17 protein-coding genes and 1 tRNA gene are annotated in these 18,468 nt (G+C 72.1%); 12 read left to right on the top strand and 6 right to left on the bottom strand.

What is annotated here, in order from left to right:
- Positions 1-63: 63 nt before the first annotated feature.
- From QN157_07520 to QN157_07500, 5 genes are all read left to right on the top strand, one after another.
- Positions 64-1,011: an ABC transporter permease gene (locus tag QN157_07520; GenBank protein MDR7555440.1), complete on the top strand. Its 948-nt coding sequence runs from the start codon at positions 64-66 to the stop codon at positions 1,009-1,011.
- A 99-nt stretch (positions 1,012-1,110) separates the two neighbouring features.
- A complete protein-coding gene (locus QN157_07515; GenBank protein MDR7555439.1) occupies positions 1,111-1,995 on the top strand; it encodes an ABC transporter permease in 885 nt (294 codons plus the stop codon).
- 57 nt (positions 1,996-2,052) lie between these two features.
- Complete coding sequence (locus QN157_07510) at positions 2,053-3,825, top strand: M28 family peptidase (GenBank protein MDR7555438.1); 1,773 nt, start codon at positions 2,053-2,055, stop codon at positions 3,823-3,825.
- Positions 3,822-4,895 (top strand): alcohol dehydrogenase catalytic domain-containing protein, encoded by a 1,074-nt coding sequence (locus QN157_07505; GenBank protein ID MDR7555437.1) that lies wholly within the window; start codon positions 3,822-3,824, stop codon positions 4,893-4,895. The genes QN157_07510 and QN157_07505 overlap by 4 nt, the downstream gene beginning before the upstream one ends.
- Before the next feature lie 138 nt (positions 4,896-5,033).
- Positions 5,034-5,834, top strand: coding sequence for a hypothetical protein (locus QN157_07500; GenBank protein ID MDR7555436.1), 801 nt, complete (start codon positions 5,034-5,036; stop codon positions 5,832-5,834).
- 174 nt (positions 5,835-6,008) lie between these two features.
- Here QN157_07500 and QN157_07495 read toward each other — a convergent pair whose 3' ends face one another.
- Positions 6,009-6,533, bottom strand: coding sequence for a DinB family protein (locus tag QN157_07495; protein MDR7555435.1), 525 nt, complete (start codon positions 6,531-6,533; stop codon positions 6,009-6,011).
- A gap of 299 nt (positions 6,534-6,832) precedes the next feature.
- Positions 6,833-7,981 carry an AI-2E family transporter gene (locus QN157_07490; GenBank protein MDR7555434.1) on the bottom strand — a complete coding sequence of 383 codons (1,149 nt, stop codon included), beginning with the start codon at positions 7,979-7,981 and terminating at the stop codon, positions 6,833-6,835.
- 139 nt (positions 7,982-8,120) lie between these two features.
- Here QN157_07490 and QN157_07485 point away from each other — a divergent pair.
- Positions 8,121-8,195 (top strand) — tRNA-Asn (locus QN157_07485).
- Between the two features lie 115 nt (positions 8,196-8,310).
- Here the strand turns inward: QN157_07485 and QN157_07480 are convergent.
- Both QN157_07480 and QN157_07475 read right to left on the bottom strand, forming a co-directional pair.
- Positions 8,311-8,733 (bottom strand): DoxX family protein, encoded by a 423-nt coding sequence (locus QN157_07480; GenBank protein ID MDR7555433.1) that lies wholly within the window; start codon positions 8,731-8,733, stop codon positions 8,311-8,313.
- 102 nt (positions 8,734-8,835) lie between these two features.
- Positions 8,836-9,099: a hypothetical protein gene (locus tag QN157_07475; protein MDR7555432.1), complete on the bottom strand. Its 264-nt coding sequence runs from the start codon at positions 9,097-9,099 to the stop codon at positions 8,836-8,838.
- 349 nt (positions 9,100-9,448) lie between these two features.
- Between QN157_07475 and QN157_07470 the strand changes: the two genes are divergently transcribed.
- Complete coding sequence (locus QN157_07470; GenBank protein ID MDR7555431.1) at positions 9,449-10,360, top strand: ParB N-terminal domain-containing protein; 912 nt, start codon at positions 9,449-9,451, stop codon at positions 10,358-10,360.
- Positions 10,361-10,553: 193 nt separating this feature from the next.
- Here QN157_07470 and QN157_07465 read toward each other — a convergent pair whose 3' ends face one another.
- Together QN157_07465 and QN157_07460 are read right to left on the bottom strand one after the other, a co-directional pair.
- Positions 10,554-11,993 (bottom strand): amidase, encoded by a 1,440-nt coding sequence (locus tag QN157_07465; protein ID MDR7555430.1) that lies wholly within the window; start codon positions 11,991-11,993, stop codon positions 10,554-10,556.
- Positions 11,990-12,994, bottom strand: a complete 1,005-nt coding sequence (locus QN157_07460) for a TerC family protein (protein MDR7555429.1) — start codon at positions 12,992-12,994, stop codon at positions 11,990-11,992. Before QN157_07460 ends, QN157_07465 begins: the two co-directional genes overlap by 4 nt.
- 553 nt (positions 12,995-13,547) lie before the next feature.
- Here QN157_07460 and QN157_07455 point away from each other — a divergent pair.
- From QN157_07455 to QN157_07435, 5 genes are all read left to right on the top strand, one after another.
- Positions 13,548-14,564 (top strand): transporter substrate-binding domain-containing protein, encoded by a 1,017-nt coding sequence (locus QN157_07455; GenBank protein ID MDR7555428.1) that lies wholly within the window; start codon positions 13,548-13,550, stop codon positions 14,562-14,564.
- A 64-nt stretch (positions 14,565-14,628) separates the two neighbouring features.
- Positions 14,629-15,645, top strand: a complete 1,017-nt coding sequence (locus QN157_07450) for an ABC transporter permease subunit (protein ID MDR7555427.1) — start codon at positions 14,629-14,631, stop codon at positions 15,643-15,645.
- A 2-nt stretch (positions 15,646-15,647) separates the two neighbouring features.
- Positions 15,648-16,661: an amino acid ABC transporter permease gene (locus tag QN157_07445; GenBank protein MDR7555426.1), complete on the top strand. Its 1,014-nt coding sequence runs from the start codon at positions 15,648-15,650 to the stop codon at positions 16,659-16,661.
- Positions 16,662-16,752: 91 nt separating this feature from the next.
- Positions 16,753-17,511 carry an amino acid ABC transporter ATP-binding protein gene (locus QN157_07440; GenBank protein ID MDR7555425.1) on the top strand — a complete coding sequence of 253 codons (759 nt, stop codon included), beginning with the start codon at positions 16,753-16,755 and terminating at the stop codon, positions 17,509-17,511.
- A 44-nt stretch (positions 17,512-17,555) separates the two neighbouring features.
- Entirely contained in the window at positions 17,556-18,455 is a 900-nt protein-coding gene (locus tag QN157_07435; GenBank protein ID MDR7555424.1) for an amidohydrolase family protein, read from the top strand.
- Positions 18,456-18,468: the final 13 nt, after the last annotated feature.

Genomic DNA, 18,468 nt, shown 5'->3' with positions numbered 1-18,468 from the left:
GACGGGCAGGTGGTCGCGGCGGCGACCACCTGCCAGCGATCGTCCGGCGCCACGTACCCCGCCATGAGCCGCTACCTCCTCCAGCGGGTGGTCCAGGCCCTGGTGGTCCTCGTGGTGGTCTCGACCCTTACCTTCGCCATGGTGCATCTGGCGCCGGGCGGCCCGGCCATCATGATGACCATGGAGATGACGCCCGAGCAGCAAGAGGCGCTGCGGCGCCAGCTCGGGCTCGACCAGCCGTTGCTGGTGCGCTACGTCAAGTGGGTGGGCGCGGCGCTGCGGGCCGACCTCGGCCGCTCCTTCAACGACCGCCGGCGGGTCGCCGAGATCATCGGGGAGCGGCTTCCGCTCACTCTGGTGCTGGGCGGCGCGGCGCTGGTCGTCTCCCTGGCGATCGGGATTCCGGCCGGGGTGATCTCGGCCACCCGCCGCTACTCGCTGACCGACCACGTGGTGACGTTCTTCAGCGTCGTCGGCGTCTCGATCCCGGCATTCTGGCTCGCCATCCTCCTGATCCTGGTGTTCTCGGTGTGGTTGCGCTGGCTTCCGGCGTCGGGCGTCGCCACGGTCGGGGTCGGGTTTTCGCTGGCCGACCGCCTCAGCCATCTGATCCTGCCCACCGTGGTCCTGGCCACGGTGATCCTGCCCAACATCACGCGCTTCACGCGGTCGGCGCTGGCGGAAGAGCTCGGACAGGACTACGTGCGGACCGCACGGGCCAAGGGGCTGCCCGAGCCCCACGTGCTCACCCGCCACGCGCTGCGCAACGCCTTGATCCCCACGGTCACCGTGCTGGGCCTGCTCATCCCCCGGCTGGTGGGCGGCGCGGTGATCACCGAGACGATCTTCGGGTGGCCGGGGATGGGACAGCTTGCGGTCGCCTCCGCCATCGGGCGCGACTACCCCGTGGTGATGGCCGTGACGGTCGTGGTGGCCATCGTGGTCACCGCGTCGAGCCTGGCCGTGGACCTCGTCTACGGATGGCTGGACCCCCGCATCACCTACCAGTGACCACGTCCGGATCCGCGCCGACATGCAGGCGGCCCAGGACCCGACGGCCGAGGTCGCGTGCGCCCTTTGCCAATGGATAGCGCCCGCAGCTCGCCCCGGGTGGCCCCCCTGCGCACGACGGTCGCGGTGGTCCCGCCGCCGGCGCGCACGCTGCGCACCATCGCGCTCCGGCGGTTACGACGCAATCCGCCCGCGCTGGCCGCCCTCGCGTTCCTGGTCGCCATTCACCTGGCGGCCGTCGTCGGGCCCTGGGCGCTCCCTCGGGACGCGTTCACCGCCAACCCGCTGGGCGCCCTGCGGGGCCCGTCGCTGGCGCACCCGCTGGGCACCGACGAGATCGGGCGGGACGTCCTGGCGCGGCTGCTGCTGGGGGGACGGGTGTCGCTCAGCGTGGGGTTCGTGGCCATGGCCATCAGCGTCGTCGTCGGCGGGGCCCTCGGCGCCGTGGCTGGCTACTTCGGGGGCGGCGCCGACACCGTCCTCATGCGGTTCACCGATGCCATGCTCGCCCTCCCGACGCTGTTCGTCATCCTGGCGGCGCTGACGGTGTTCGGCGGTGGCCCGGCGACCGCCACGGCGGTCATCGGGCTGACCACGTGGATGCCGGTGGCGCGGGTCGTGCGGGCCGAGTACCTGCGCTGGCGGGCCAGCGAGTTCGTGGAGGCGGCGCGGGCGCTGGGATCCGGTGATGCCCGCATCATGCTGCGCCACATCTTCCCCCAGGTGGTACCGTCGGTCATCGTGGCGGCCACGCTCAACGTGGCGTTCGCCATCCTCACCGAATCCGCCATCTCCTACCTGGGACTGGGCATCCGCCCGCCGTTGCCGTCGTGGGGCAACATGTTGCAGAACGCCCAGATCTACCTGTGGTCGGCCCCCAGCCTCGCCGTGTATCCGGGCGTCCTGATCCTGCTGACGGTGCTGGCCTACAACTTCCTGGGCGACGGGCTGCGCGACGCCCTGGATCCCCGCTTGAAGGTCTAGCACGGCACGCGGTGTGACGCGGTTTGACAGGTTTGACAGAGGGAAGGGAGGTCGAGGATGCAGGCAGTCAGCACCTGGCGCAACGACGTCGACGAGCAGGCCCTCCTGACTGAGGTCTCGCTGGACGAACCCTGGGCCCTCGTCGAGCGCTTCACGACCCTCGTCCGCGAGTCGGGCACGCCCGACGAGCGTGCGGCCTTCGACTACATCAGCGGTCGCCTGGCGCAGTTCGGCGTGCCCCATGTGGTCCACACGCCGACGCTGTTCATCAGCCTCCCCCGCGGGGCCCGGCTGGAGGTGCTGGCCCCGGAACGCCGGACGCTGGTGGCCAAGACGCCCTCGATGTCGGCCTCGACCGGCGGCCGGTGGAAGCGCGGCGAGGTCGTCTACGTCCCCACCGGCGTCGCCGCCGACATCCGGGAGATCTTCGCCGCGGCCCGCGGGACGGGCGTCGACGTCCGCGGTCGCATCGCCCTCACCGAAGGCTACGCCTCGCCGGGCAAGGTCTTCGCGTTCATGAAGGCGGGTGCAGCCGGGGCGATCTTCATCAGCCCCGGCGAGCGCATCCACGAGGGCATCTGCACCACCATCTGGGGCTCGCCCGACCTGGACGCGTGGGACCGCAAGCCCACCATCCCGGTGGTCATGGTCAACAAGACCGAGGGGGCGTGGCTGCGACAGCTGGCCCAGGCCGGCCCGGTGCGGGTGCGCCTCTCCACACGACTCACGGAGGGGTGGATGTCCTGCCCCCTGTGCGTCGCCGAGATCCCGGGCACGCAGGTGCCCGAGGAGTTCGTGCTGGTCCACGGCCACGTCGACGGCTGGCACCAGGGCATCGGCGACAACGCCACCGGCGACGCCACGCTGCTGGAGCTGGCGCGCGTCCTGTGGAAGCACCGCCACCGCCTGGCGCGGTCGGTCCGGATCGCGTGGTGGCCCGGCCACTCCCAGGGGCGCTACGCCGGATCGGTCTGGTACGCCGACACCTTTGCGCTGGACCTGGACGCCCACTGCATCGCCCACATCAACTGCGACTCGCCGGGCTGCCGGTGGGCGACGGTCTACGAGGACGTCTTCTGGATGAGCGAGGCCGCAGGCATCGCCAGGGCCGTCATCAAGGACGTGACCGGCCAGGAGGCCTCGGGCGGCCGCCCGCTGCGCGCCGGCGACAAGTCGTTCAGCAACATCGGGGTCTCGACGTTCTACATGCTGTCGTCCACCATGCCGCCGGCCCTGGCCAGGGAGAAGGGGTACTACGCCGTGGGCGGCTGCGGCGGCAACATCGCGTGGCACACCGAGGACGACACGATCGAGATCGCCGACCGGGACAACCTGCTGCGCGACATCAAGGTCTACCTGGTCGCCGCGTACCGCACCGCCAACGCCACGCTGCACCCGCTGGACTTCACGGCGCTGGCCGCGGAACTGGAGGGCACGCTGCAGGCCTACCAGGACGCCACCGGCGGGGCGTTCGACCTGAGCGCGCCGCTGGCCGAGGCCCGGGCGCTGCGCGCCGAGCTGGAGCGCTGGTACCTGGACCGGGCGCACCTGGTGGGCCGCGCGCCCGCAGACCCCGAGGTCCGGCGAGCCAACGCCACGCTGCGGCGGCTGGCGCGCATCCTGGTGCCGATCAACTACACCCGGGCGGGCCGGTTCCGGCACGACCCCGCCGTGGACGTCCCGCCGCTGCCGGACCTGGCGCCCGCCAGGACGTGGGCGAGCCTGGCGCCCGACTCGGACCAGTACTTCCTGACGGTGACCGCCCTGGTCCGCGGCCGCAACCGCGTGACCGCCGCGCTGCGCGCGGCCCGGGAGCTGGTGGCGTCGTGAGCGCCGCCCGCAGTGCCACCATGAAGGCCGTCGTCATCCACCGGCACGGGCCGCCCGAGGTGCTTCAGATCGAAGACGTGCCGGTGCCCGTGCCCGGCCCCGGCGAGGTGTTGATCCGCGTGCGGGCCTGCGGGCTCAACAACATGGACATCTGGGCGCGGTCGGGCCCGCCTGGCGGCCGGCCGATCTTCCCCTGGCGGCCGCGGACCTTCCCCATCACCACCGGCGGCGACGTCGCGGGCGTCGTGGAGGCGGTCGGGCCGCAGGTCGACGGATGGCGACCCGGGGACCGCGTGGTCGTCAACCCCATCCTCTCGTGTGGCCGGTGCGAGTTCTGCCTGGCCGGCGAGCAGACGATGTGCGTGGACTACCGCATCTGGGGCGAGCACACCCCGGGCGGCCTGGCCGAGTTCGCGGTGGCGCCGGCGCAGAACCTGCTGCGGCTGCCCGACCACGTGCCCTTCGAGAAGGCCGCCGTGCCGGCCGCCTACTGCACGGCCTGGCGGATGCTCATCACCGCTGGCGGGTTGCGGGCGGGCGAGGACGTGCTGGTGGTGGGCGCCTCCGGCGGGGTGGGCACGGCGGCGCTGGCCATCGCCAAGATGGCCGGGGCCCGGCGCATCTTCGCCGTAGTCGGCGGCCCGGAGAAGGCGCGCAGGGCTGCAGCCCTGGGCGCCATCGCCATCGACCACCGCGCGACGCCCGAGTTCAGCACGGTGGTGCTCGAGCGCACCGACGGCGCCGGCGTCCATCTGGCGGCCGACCCCGTGGGCGCGCCCACCTGGGTGCAGACGATCCGCAGCCTGCGCCGCGGCGGCCGTATGGCGATCTGCGGCGCATCGGGCGGCGAGCGGCCCGACTTCGACATCCGCGAGGTCTACCAGCGGCACCGGCGCATCATCGGCGCGCCCATGGGCAACGTCTCCGACCTGCGGGCCGTGATGGGCGCCATCTTCGCGGGCGCCATCGACCCCGTGCTGCACGCGGTGCTTCCCCTGGCCGAGATTCGGCGCGCCCACGAGATCATGGAAGGGCGCCAGCACTTCGGCAAGGTCGTCATGGTGCCGTGAGGCAGCCGGCGCTGCGGGCGTGGTTGACAAGCGCGCGGCCATCGCCGAGGATAGAGGTGTGCCAGCTGCACGGCGCATCCACAGCCTCGTCGCTGCCGCTCCCGAGATGACCCCGCGCGTCTGGAGCTAGGGTTTCCCATGGCCCGCGCCAACATGGTGGCCGAGCTGGAGATTCGCCTCTTCGATCGCCCTCGGCCCTTTGCGTTCCGCGGCCGCTCGATGCGGGCGCTGGTGGCTGCCTTGCGCCGCGAGGCGGCCCGCGGCGGCCCGCAGCTCGGCCGGCTGGCGGCGGTGCTGGACGCGCTGGCGAAGGAGGGCTGGCGCTACGCGGCGTTCAAGGGCGACGCCGTCACCCTGGTGCACCCGCAGCCCCCGGTGCGCGCCCAGCTCGAGGCCTTCCTGTCCGAGCGGTTCGGGGCCGACCTGCTCAGCCGGATCACGGTGCGCGAACGCCCCAACGGCCCCGGCAGCCGGCCGCCCCGCCTGCCCAAGGCCGACGACGAGCTCTCGCGCGAACTGCGACGGCTGATCGGGGCCGAGCACCACAAGAAGGACCTCTACCTGGGGCACCCCACCGAGGAGCTGGCCGAGCTGCTGCTCGACATGAGCTTCCTGGCCCAGGAGGCGATGGACGACGCCGACGTCGCGCGCGTGGTGGACCGGCTGCGGGCCGAGCACGAGGAGGACCAGCAGTACCGCGACCTGCACAGCCGCTACCTGGCCCTCACCGAACGGGCGGGCATGGGGCACCCGGCCGCGGAGGAAGCCTACTGGGACCTCTTCTCGTACACCGCGCACAAGCTGGCGCGGCTGATCCCCGCGCTGCGCGGCTTTCTCGACAAGCGCGGGTTCAACGACCTCTGCGAGCACGAGGCCACGGCGTTCCTGACCGCTGCGCTCTCGCTGGCCCTCTCGACGATCGAGGGCGACGAGCGGTAACGGACCCCCCGGACGTCCCCACTCCCGGCACCGGAGAGCGGCTGCGCGGGCCGCTCGCGGGAAGAGATCGCGCGGCCCCAGCAGGAGCGGCGGTTCCTGCTGCCTGCGTTGTGGGACTTCCGCAACGCCCCGCACCGGCGGCCCCGGCAGCCGGGGCTGCGCCAGGCGGGCGGGTCAGGCGTTCTCGACCTGGAAGCCCAGCACGGAGTAGTCGAGGTTCTCCGCGGCGATCCCCAGCTGGCGGAGCATCGCCATGACCTGCGCCCGGTGGTGGATCTCGTGGAAGAGCAGCTGGAGCGCCACGCCACCCGTCGTCGTGCGAAACCGCCGCGTCCGCCCGCCCACCGACGCCACCCACTCCAGCGGCTGCGCCCAGTCCCGCACTTCCTGCAAGGTGCGGCGCGTCTCCTCGGCCTGCGCCGCCCACGCGGCCTCCAGCGGGGCGAACGGCTCGCCGGCGTATCGCGCGAACGGCCGCTGGTCGATGGGCGGCACCAGCTCGCCGCGCAGGCGTCGCACGTAGCCCCACTCCGCGGAGGCGACGTGCACCAGCGTGGCGCGGATGCTCTTGTGGCCGAAGGGGAACTCGCGGGCGTACAGCTCGGACGCCAGCGGGCGGATCCAGTCCAGCAACTTGCCGCGCGCGACGACCAGGTAGTCGTGGGCCTCGGCGGGGTGTAGACCTGCCGGGTGCTTCATCGCCTGCCTCCTCGTGGATCGTGCCCGGTCTCTGCGACGCGCACCGTCGACGTCCGCGCCGCCTGGAAACGCGCTGTGCGCATCACTGGCATGTTGGCCGCCGGATCACTGGAAACCTTTCGGATCTTCGCGCCGGTCGTGCGCCTGCCGGCCGCCCGAGCACGCCAGGCGACGCGCACCGGGAACGGGAGGCGAAGCGCACCGGGCACGGAGGTGACGCGCCCCGGGCAGGGAAGGCGACGCGTACCACCGTGCGGCAGGGACGAGCAGCGGCGTGCGGGCCGCGGGGCCGCGGCCCGTCAGCCGTTTGGACCGTACGTGCGCACCAGCTCGCCGGCCACGACCTGCACCGCGGCGGCGACCGGCACCGCCAGCAGCGCCCCGAGTACGCCCATCAGCTTCGTCCCCACCATGATGGCGATCAGCGTCAGCACCGGCGACAGTCCCACCGTCTGCCGCGTCACCCGCGGCACCAGGAAGTGGTTCTCCGCCTGCTGGATCACCACGAACAGGACGACCACCGCCACCAGACGCCACGGCGGCCCGAACAGGGCCACGAACACCGCGGGGATCGCGCCGAGCACCGGCCCCACCAGCGGGATCAGCTCTGTGACCCCGGCGGCGAGCCCCAGCAGGAACGCGTAGGGCAGGCCCAGGGCCGCCGTGCCCACCCCCGCGGCCATCCCGACGATCAGCCCCAGGAACAGCTGCCCGCGCAGCCAGCCCCCGAACTTGCGGCCGATCTCGGCGAGCACCGCCTCGAGCTGCCGGTGGTTGCGGCGGGGGAACAGGCGCAGGAACGCGGCCTTGATCGTCGGGCCTTCCAGCAGCATGTAGAAGCTCAGGATGAGCACGGTCACCGCGGAGACGACGGCCCCGAAGACGCGGAAGGCGACGCCGGTGGCGCGGCCCACGTACGCCGTCAGGCGGCCGGCCTCTTCCGGCAGTCGCTCGACGAGCCCCGTCAGGTCGGGCAGCCAGGGGTAGCGCCGCTGCAGGTCCGCGATCATCGTCTGCAGCTGTCCGTAGAGCTCCGGTGCCCGCGCGGCGAGATCGGTGGCCTCGCGCACGACCGGCGTGACCAGCACGCTGCCGACGAGCCCCAGCAGCGCCAGCAGGCCCACGTACACCACCCCGGCCGCCGCCGTGCGGGACAGCCGCCAGCGCCGGCGACTCCAGGTCCGACGCTCCAGGCGGTCGACCAGCGGTGCCAGCCCCGTGGCCAGAATGGCGGCGATCAGCACGATGACCAGCACCTCGGCCACGACGGCCAGCAGCCGCACCAGGCCCACCAGCGCCAGGGCCGTGGTGACGACGACCGTGGTGCCAACGATCAGTTCCGCACGCGACGCCAGGTGCACACCTCCGCGGGCCGCCGGGTCGACCGTCGCGGGGTGTAACTTCTGGGCGCCACCGCCGTTCCCTGGCCCCGACCGCGGGTCACACATCGACGACCCCACCACCGCGGGACGGGAGGGGCTGCGAACGGCAGTCCGGCCAGTGGGCGCGGCAGGCCCCGCCTGCCCGGGTTCGCTGCCTTGACGCGCCGCGCGCGTGCTGCCTAGAATGCAGGTGCTGCCCGTACGGTCCGCGGTAGCTCAACGGTAGAGCGTCCGGCTGTTAACCGGAGGGTTGCAGGTTCGAATCCTGCCCGCGGAGCCAACGAGCCTCTTCCCTTTACGCACCCGCAGTACGTGTCGCACCGCACACTGTCAGGTGCCTGCTGATGGTCCCGGCCAGCCAACGCTTCGTCCGCGCGTCAGCGTGCGGTCAGGGGCTAGAGCTGTCGCTTGAGCAGGTCGCCCTCCACCGACAGCCGGCCAGGGCCCAGGGTCGCCACCACCAGCGCGCCTGCCAGCAGCAGGAGGTCGAGTTCGGCGCCGACCCCCGGCCGGTCGAGGGGAGCGATGAAACCCACTCGGGGCCATTTGACCACCACGGTGGTCACCACCATCTCGATGGCCAAGAGCACGCCGGCGTAGCGTGTCGCCACACCGACGATCAGCGCGAGGCCCCCCACGGTCTCGAGGAACGCCACCCAGGGGGCCATCAGGGAGGGCGCGGGGATCCCGACGTTCCCGAAGAACCCGGCCACGCCGCCCAGGTTGCCCCATTTGGGCAGGCCGTGCAGGAGGAAGGTGAGGCCGACGATCACGCGCAGCAGCGTCAGCGCGTACGCACCGAAACCAGCCGTCGCCATGCCCGTCACCTCCAGAAGCGTGGAGTACTCCCCATACTAGCAGAGCGCTCCTGCCGGCAGGAACGGTCGGCACCGTCTACCTTGTCGCGCCTGCGGCGCACGTCACCGCCCGAGCAGGAGCAGGGCGATCCGCACGCCGATCAGGACCCATCCGACGACGACGATGATCCAGGCGATGCGCCGGGCGACGCCCGCGAGCAGCACGAAGAGCGTCAGCACCGCGAGCAGGCCGATGGGATCGACCAGGTCGGACGGAATCGGCGTCTGCGGCACGATCGTCTGGATGCCGCGCACGATCACCTGTCCCAGGGCGTGGGCCAGCACGTAGATGAACTGCAGCCCCTGCCCTGGCCCGTTGGCCTGCATGTTCGTCCTCCCTCCGGGCTCCAGCCGGAAACCTGCTCGATCAAAAACCTCTTACCCATATTAGCGGCCACCGTATCGCACGGTTCCGCACTGCCTCGAACAGACGGCCCGCGGCAGTCCCCGTGGCCACCCGAGCGCGACGCAGGTCCCGGGGTGCTGGCGCAGCGCGCTCCGGTGACGACGCGCCGCCGGCAGGGAGCCCAGGGCCGGCGATCCGAATAGTCCCGACGGTGGGTCTTCCAGTGGACGGGCATACCGGGCGCCTGCGGCCGGGGCTCCGCGCGCCGACAGGCCCTGGCGCGCTCCGGGGCGGGAGGCCCGGCGTCCGACCCAGGGGCGGCGAGCCGCCATGAGTCCGTGGGCCACGTATCCGCAGCGTGAGCCGCCGCGCCAGGTGCGGGCCCTGGCCGAGCAGATCGAGGCTGACGGCGGGCACGTGCTGGCGGTCTACCAGGAGCCGCTTGGCGACCACTGGCAGGTGTTCTGCCTGTTGCCACTGGACCGGGTAGCGCCGACGCCGTTCCAGCGCCGTCTCTCGCCCACCCACGTCAAGCGCCTCCAGGAGGTCATCAGGAAACTGCGCCGCTTCGTCGACCCCATCGTGGTCGTCTCCCCGGGCCCCGGCGTCTACTGGACACCCAACGGCAACCACCGGCGCGCGGCGCTGGAGAAACTGCAGGGGGAACTCGTCCCGGCCATCGCCATCCCGGACCTGATGGTGGCCTACCAGATTCTGGCGCTGAACACCGAGAAGGCCCACAACCTCAAGGAGAAGGCCCTGGAGGTCATCGGCATGTACCGGGCGCTGGCCGCCGAGACGCCCAGGGCGGCCGAGGACGACTACGCCTTCCAGTTCGAGGCCGCCCACTACATCACGCTGGGGCTGTGTTACGAGAGCGACGGGCGCTTCGCCGGCGGTGCGTTCGCGCCGATCCTGCGGCGGGTGGACCGCTTCCTCAGGCTCCCCCTGCCCGCGGCGTTGCGGACCCGCGAGGAGCGTGCCGCACAGGTACGCGCAGCCGACGAGGTGCTCAACGACATCGTGGCCAGGCTCCGTCGTCGGGGCCTGCGGCATCCCTACGTCAAGGCCTTCGTCCTGGCGCGGACGACGCCGCTGGGCCGCGCGCGCAAGACGCTGCCGTCGTTCGACACCACGTTCAAGCGGCTGATCGAAAACCTCGAGGCGTTCGACCCCAGCAGCGTGCGCTACGAGGACGTCGTCCGCTCGGCGCTGATGGCCGCGCCGCCGGGCGGCGCCTGAGATCGAACCGGCAGGCTGTCGGAGCCCGCGGCGGCGCGCCTGTGGGGTCTGTGCTCCCCGTGAAAGTCCGCAGCTGCCTCCCGCACCCGACGGGTGGTGCCGCGACACCCGGGGAGGCTCCCCGTTGCCCGCGCGGAAGCCGCGGGGCTCACCCACTTCGGCGCGAGTTCGGCGCGCGAGCGCCTCCTGGCGTCTACCGGCCCTGAAGGGGCGGCGCCGCGGATACCCCCAGCCGCGCCTCGCACCACCGCGCGACGTCCAGCAGGTGCGCCTCGGCGGCCTGCCCGGCGACGAGCTGGATCCCCAGCGGCAGGCCGTCGCGCGACAGGCCGGCGGGCAGCGCGATGGCCGGGAACCCACAGAAGCTCCAGGGCGCGCACAGCACCGGATCGCCGGTCGTCCCCTCGCTGCGCGGGGGCGCGGGGGCCGGGGCGACGGGCAACAGCAGGGCGTCGAAGCGCGCAAACAGTGGTGCCATCTCCTGGCGGAACTGCGCGCGCACCCGCTGGGCCAGCACGTAGTCCACCCCGCGCTCGCGCAGCCCGTCTTCCACGAGCCGGCGAATCTTGGGACGGTACGCGTCGGCGTGGCGCTCGAACTGCGCGCGGTGATAGGCCGCGGCCTCGACGCGCAGCACCAGCTGCCCGGCGGCCAGGAGATCGGCGGCAGAGGGCGGCAGCGCGACCTCCTCGACCGTGGCGCCGGCACCGGCAAACGTCTCGGCCACGTCGTCCAGGTGGGCCGTCACTTCCGGCATGGCGATGCCGGCATAGAACGCCCGAAGCAGGCCCAGCCGCGGAAACTCCACCCCGCCTGATCTCTCCTCCTCGCCGGCGGACTCGTGGGCATCCGCCCGGGGACCGCCTGCGGGGCCCGCCGCCGCGCCGGGCGCGCCCGGGACGCGGCCGCTCCTCACGCCGGCACCGGACGCCGCAGCGGATGATGTGAGCACGGCGAGCACCAGCACCACGTCCTCGACGGTGCGTCCGAAGATGCCCACGTGGTCGAGACTCCACGCCAGCGGGGTCACGCCCTCGGTGCTGACGAGGCCGTAGGTGGGCTTGAACCCCACGACGCCACAGTACGCCGCTGGCCGCAGCGTCGAGCCGATGGTCTGGGAGCCCAGCGCCAGCGGCACCATGCGCGCGGCCACGGCCGCCGCCGAGCCCGCCGACGAGCCGCCGGGCGTGTGGGCGAGGTTCCAGGGGTTGCGGGTTTCGGTCGGGTCGGAGTAGGCGAACTCCGTGGTCGTCGTCTTGCCGAGGACGACCGCGCCGGCGGCTCGCAGCACCGCCACGGCCGGAGCGTCGACCTCGGGTCGGCGGTGCGCGAAGGGCGCGGCACCCGACGTGGTCACCAGGCCTGCCGCGTCGAAGATGTCCTTGAGGGCCACGGGTACGCCGTGCAGCGGGCCGCGTACGCGGCCCGTCCGGTATTCGTCGTCGAGCGCACGCGCGGCGGCCCGGGCGCCCGCCGCGTCCACGTGCACCCAGGCCTGCACGTGGGGCTCCACCTGCGCGATGCGGGCCAGGTGGGCCTCCACCACCTCCACGGCCGAGAGCGCGCCCGCGCGCAGCTGTGCCGCCAGCGTGGCGGCGGGCAGGTCGCAGATGGACGTGCTCGGCTGGCTCACCGGAGCCCGTCCTCGACTGGTGCAGCCGATCCCCGGCCCGGCGCTCGCCCTGGCACTCCACCGGTCGCGGGCGCCGCTGCCGTGGCCCGCGGCCGCCGGAGCGAGAACACCACCGCCCCGCCGATCAGGCCCGCCACGACCGCCAGCGAGACGCCGATGGGGATCTTGTACACGTCGCTGGCGAGCATCTTCGTCCCGACGAACACCAGCACCAGGGCCAGACCGACCTTGAGGTAGTGGAAGCGCTCGATGAATCCGGCCAGCAGGAAGAACAGCGCCCGCAGTCCCAGGATGGCGAAGATGTTGGACGTGTAGACGATGAACGGGTCGGCGGTGACGGCGAAGATCGCGGGGATCGAGTCGATGGCGAACACGATGTCGGTGGCCTCCACGACGGCGAGCACGAGCAGCAGCGGCGTCGCGTACAACCGCCCCTCGCGCCGCACGAAGAAGCGCGGGCCCTCGTAGGTGGCGGTGACGGGCAGCAGCCGCCGCACCAGGCGCAGCGCCGGGTTGCGCTCGGGGTGCACCTCGTGGTCGGGCGCCCGCAGGAGCTTGACGCCCGTCACCACCAGCAGGCCCCCGAAGACGTAGATGACCCAGTGGAACGCGGCCAGCAGCGCCGCGCCCAGCACGATGAAGATCACGCGGAAGACGATGGCGCCCAGCACGCCCCAGAACAACACCCGGTGCCGGTAGGCGGCGGGCACGGCGAAGTACGAGAAGATCACCAGGAAGACGAAGATGTTGTCGACGCTGAGTGCCTTCTCGATCAGGTAGCCGGTCAGGAACTCCAGGCCGCGCTCCGGCCCGAACCACCGGAACACCCCGGCGTTGAACACCAGCGCCAGGGCGATCCAGAAGACGCTCCAGCCCAGCGCCTCGCGCGTTCCGATGACGTGGGCGGTGCGATGAAAGACACCCAGGTCCAGGGCCAGCATCGCCAGCACGAACAGGGTGAACCCGCCCCACAACCAGGGTGTGCCGACCGATTCGAACACCGGACGTCCTCCTCAGGGCGTCGAAGGCCTGGCGTGGGCCGGCGTCGCGCGTGCGCGCCTGCCGCGGGCCCGCGCCCGCCCCTCAAAGAAAAAGCCTCCGCGCCCGACGCAGTGCGGAGGTCTCATCGCTGGGCGCGACCGGGCGGGGACCCCGCCGTCCTGACGACCGCGCCGTGGCCGCATGCCGGCCACCGATTACTCCCCTCGACGTCGAGACGAAGGGTAGCAGGGTAGGCGGCGCGGCGTCAAGGCCACCGAGCAGCCTACGGCATCCTCGGAACCGCATCGCCGATTCCCGCCATCCCCAGGGGGTCCGCCTGCGCCTCGTCCACGCACCGGTCATGCGGCACCGGACGCAGGCCCGGACCCACCAGCAGGAAGCGGTTACGTGCCGTGCAATTCCCCCACCAGTGCGCCGCCGGGGTGCCCGCGCGCCACGGTCCGGGTCGCGTGTCAGGGAGCGGCGCGCGGGCGCAGGGTGCCGCACGGCGCCGGTGGGACGCAACGGCCGACGGACGCGCACGGCGACAGTCCACGCCCTGGGAGGTGCGGTATGCGACGGATGTTGGTTCTGGCGGTGGCGGTGATCGTGCTGGTGGCCTCGGCGCTCTCGTACGTGGCCTGGGCCCAGGCGCCGCGTTCGCGCCTGGACGTAGTACGGGCCCGCGGGCGCCTGATCTGCGGCATCTCGGGGACAACGGTCGGCTTCAGCTTCGTCGAGCCGCGCAGCGGCGAGATGGTGGGCTTCGACGCCGACTTCTGCCGGGCACTGGCGGCGTTCGTCAACGTGCCGTCGGTGGAGTTCGTGCAGCTCACCTCGGCCAACCGCATCCCGGCCGTGGTGGCAGGGTCGGTGGACGTGGTCTTCCGCACGACCACCCAGACCTTCAGCCGCGACGCGCAGGTGGACTTCGGGCCCGTCACGTTCTACGACGGGCAGCGCCTGCTGGTCCGCAGCAGCTCCAAGATCCGCGACCTGGCCGACCTCAATGGCGCGCGCATCTGCACCCAGACCGGCACCACCAGCGAGCGCAACATCACCGACCAGATGCGACTGCGCAACTTCAAGTTCGAGTTGATCACGTTCGCCCAGCCCAAGGAGGCGTTCGACGGGCTCGTGGCGGGCCGGTGCGACGTGTGGACCACCGACGCCAGCCAGCTCACGGCGTTCCGGGCCACGGCGCCCAACCCCCGCGAGTTCATGGTCGTCGGCAAGGAGTTCAGCGACGAGCCCCTGGCGCCCATGTACCAGGAGAACGACTCGCGCTGGGCCGACGCCGTGAACTACACGGTCTGGGGCCTGATCGGGGCCGAAGAGCTGGGCATCACGCAGATCACCGCGGGCTCGGAGGGCCGGCTGCGCGAGATCGGCGACCGGGATCCCGTGGCCAAGTCGCTGATCACCGCCGGTGACGGGGCCGTGATGCGGGCGGTGCGCGCCGTGGGGAACTACGGGGAAGTCTACAACCGCTACTTCGGGCCGACCAAGGCCACGGCCATCCCCCGCAAGGGGACCCGCAACGCGCTGGCGCGCGACGGCGGGGCCATGACCAGCCGCCCGTTCCGCTAGGGCACCGGGGGCGGCGCCGCAGGCGCCGCCCCCACCATGGCCGCCCCTGCACCCACGCCCCGCCGTGCGCCGCGCAGCCCGCGCGACCCCCGTCTGGCGCGACCTCCGCGTCCTGCGCATCGCGGCGCAGGTCGTGTTCGTCGCGGTGCTGGTCGTGCTGCTGTGGGCTGCCAAGGCGGCCGTCGAGCGGAGCATGGTGCGGCAGAACATCCGGCTCGACTGGGGGTTCTTCCGGCAGCCCGCCGGGTTCCAGCTGACAGCGCTGGGCTGGACCCTGGACCTGGAGCGGCTGCGGCCCAAGCGCTACGGGCCCGAGGACTCCTACGCCGAGGCCATGATCGCGGGGCTGGTCAACACAGCGACGGTGGCCGTGACGGGCATCACGCTCGCCACCGCCCTGGGGCTGGCCGTGGGGATCGCCCGCCTGTCGCGCAACTGGCTGGTGGCGCGCCTGGCCCTCGCCTACGTGGAGGTGCTGCGCAACACGCCGCTGCTGGTCCAGCTGTTCTTCTGGTACTTCGGCGTCTTCCTCCAGTTGCCCACGGGGGCGCCTGACAGCCCACCCCTGGTGCTGCTGGGGGGGACGGTGGTCCTCACCAACCGGGGACTGGCCATCGGCGGGACGCTCACCGAGCGGTTCGGCCGGCTGGTCGTCGACGGCGGGTTCCAGCTGACCAGCGAGTTCACGGCCCTGGTGGTGGGCCTCGCGGTCTACACCTCGGCGTTCATCGGCGAGATCATCCGGGGCGGCATCCTGGCCATCCCCCGCGGGCAGATGGAGGCCGCGCGCAGCCTCGGCCTGTCCTACGGCCGCGCCCTGCGTCTGGTGGTGCTGCCCCAGGCCCTGCGCATCGTCATCCCGCCGCTGGGCAACCAGTTCCTCAACCTCACGAAGAACAGCAGCCTGGCCATCGGGATCGGCTTCGCCGACATGCTGACGTCTGCCATGACCGTCGCCAGCCAGTCGTTCCGCGCCCTGGAGACGTTCACGTTCGTCACCCTGGCCTACCTGGCCATGTCGTTGACGATCTCCGCCGTGCTCAACGCCGTCCGCGCCCGCCTGGCGCTGCCGGGAGCGTAGCCGTGGTCACGCCCGCCGCGACGCTGCCCCCGCGCCACCGCCTCTCGGCTGCAGAATGGGCGCAGCGCAACCTCTTCGACGGGTGGGCCAACACGGTCCTCACCCTGGTGACGCTGGGCGTCGTCGTCTGGGCGGCTGCGGCGCTGTGGCGGTGGGCGGTGGCCGCCCACTGGGGAGTGGTCACCCACAACGTCCGCCTGTGGGCCGTGGGCCTCCTGCCGCTGGGACAGCTCTGGCGGGCGTGGTGGGCCGGCGGGCTGGTGGTGGCGGCCGCGGGCCTCACCGCCATCGGCGCCGCCGCGCGCGTGGGGCCGCGGGCCCTGGCCGGCCTGTGGCTGGGGACGTTCGTGGCCGTTGGCTGGCTGTTCGCGCCGATCCGGCTCGACCAGGTCGGCGGCCTGTACCTGACCCTGCTATTGGCCGCGGTGTCGATCTCGGCGTCGTTCCCCATCGGCGTCCTGGTGGGGATCGGCCGCACCAGCCAGCTGCCCGCGATCCGGTGGTTCTGCACGGCGTACATCGAGGGCATTCGCGGCATCCCGCTCATTACGGTGCTGTTGTGGTTCTCGATCTTCGTCAGCCTGCTGTCGGGCGAGACGGTGCCGCGGGTCATGCGCGCCATGATCGGCATGACGATCTTCTCGTCGGCCTACGTCGGCGAGATCATGCGGGCGGGCATCCAGTCCGTCGGCCGGGGCCAGGTGGAAGCGGCGCGGGCGCTGGGGCTGTCGGGGTGGCAGACGATGCGGCTGGTGGTGCTGCCCCAGGCGTTCAAGAACATGATCCCGGCGCTGGTGGGTCAGTTCATCAGCCTGTTCAAGGATACGTCGCTGACGGTCATCATCGGGCTGTCCGACCTGCTGGGCGTGGGCCGCTCGCTGCTGGCCCTGACCGAGTACCTGCACGACGTGCGCGAGGTGTACGTCTTCGCCCTGGTGGTGTACTTCGTCTTCTCGTACGCCATGTCGCACGCCAGCCGCGTGCTGGAGCGCCGGCTGGGGCTGGGGGAGCGGTAGACGGCGGAGGCCGGCGGGAGGCCATAGCAGGACGCGCCACGGGATGTGACAGCACGCGACAGCAGCACGAGAGGGGCGAGGGATAGCGGAGATGGCGGGGGCGCGGCGCGACGGACCACCGGCGATCGTGCTGGAGGACGTGCACAAGTGGTTTGGCCGGCTGCACGTGCTGCGGGGCATTCACCTGACGGTGTGGCCGGGCGAGGTGGTGGTGGTCTGCGGCCCCTCGGGGTCGGGCAAGTCCACCATGATCCGCTGTATCAACCGCCTGGAGCGCCACGACCGCGGCCGTATCGTCGTCGACGGCATCGAGCTCACCGACGACCTGCGCAACATCGACGCGGTGCGCAGCGAGGTCGGCATGGTCTTCCAGTCGTTCAACCTGTTCCCCCACCTGACGGCGCTGGAGAACATCACCCTGGCCCCGATCCACGTGCGGCGCTGGCCGCGCCGCAAGGCCGAGCAGGTGGCCCGGGAGCTGCTGGCCAAGGTGGGGATTCCCGAGAAGGCGGGCGCCTACCCGGCGCAGCTGTCGGGCGGGCAACAGCAGCGGGTGGCCATCGCCCGGGCGCTGGCCATGCAGCCCAAGATCATGCTCTTCGACGAACCCACCTCCGCCCTGGACCCCGAGATGATCCAGGAGGTGCTGGACGTCATGCGCGGGCTCGCGCGGGAAGCCGGCATGACCATGGTGGTGGTGACCCACGAGATGGGGTTTGCCCGGGAGGTCGCCGACCGCATCGTCTTCATGGACCAGGGCGTCATCGTCGAGGAAGGGCCGCCCGACGTCTTCTTCAGCCAGCCGCGGGAGGAGCGGACCAGGATCTTCCTGTCGAAGATCCTCCACTGAACCGCCGCCCGGTGTCTCGCAGCCCGATTCGAGGAGCGACATCGATGCGCATCGTCGACGCCCATCTCCACCTCATGACCGCCAGCATGCTGCGCCGGACGCTGCAGCGCGCGCAGGCCACGCGGCAGGCGGCGCGGGAGCGGGCCCGCGTCCGCGGCCAGTCGTTCCAGGCCCGCATCGACGAGCTGGACGGCGTCTCGCTGGCGGCGCAGGCGGCGACCTGGCTGCAGGCGTTCGACGCCGCTGGCATCCAGGCCGGGGTGTTCATCGCCATGGGCGAGGTCAACGACGAGCTGGCCGAGTTCTGTCGCGTGCGGCCCGACCGGCTGGTCGGGTGCGGCTCGCTGCTGGACCCCACGCACCCCGACGCGCCGCGCACGGTCCGACGGTTCCCCTCACTGGGGCTGCGGGCGCTCAAGCTGTACGCGCCCCAGTACAAGGCCCACCTCAACGACCGCCTCTTCTACCCGGTCTACGAAGCCGCGGCCGAGTGCGGGCTGCCCATCATCGTGCACTTCGGGATCACCGTCGGCGCCTTCTACGATCTCGTCTACGCCAACCCGCTGGCGCTGTCGGCGCCGGGCCGCGACTTCCCCGAGATCACCTTCGTGATCGCCCACTTCGGCGCGGGCTTCTTGCGGGAGACGCTGTTCCTGGCCTACCACACCGAGAACATCTGCGTGGACACCTCGGGCACCAACAACTGGCGGCTGTACACCCCGGGCGAGCCCTCCCTCGAGCAGGTCTTCCGCGATGCGCTGCGGACCTTCGGCCCGCAGCGCATCCTCTTCGGCACCGACTCGACCTGGTGGTCGGGCTACCGGACCCAGATCCTCGCCGAGCAGCTGGAGGTGCTGGACCGCCTGGGGCTGAGCGACGCCGACCGCGAGGCGATCCTGGCCGGGAACGCCCGGCGCATCTTCGGCATCCCGGCGCCGGCCTGATTTTCCCCCATCT

The sequence above is a fragment of the Armatimonadota bacterium genome (assembly GCA_031459855.1).
In the GTDB taxonomy this organism is placed as follows: Bacteria; Sysuimicrobiota; Sysuimicrobiia; order Sysuimicrobiales; family Humicultoraceae; genus Fervidifonticultor; species Fervidifonticultor primus.
The sequence above is the reverse complement of the archived record's forward strand: the minus strand, read 5'-3'. Positions and strand labels throughout refer to the sequence as shown.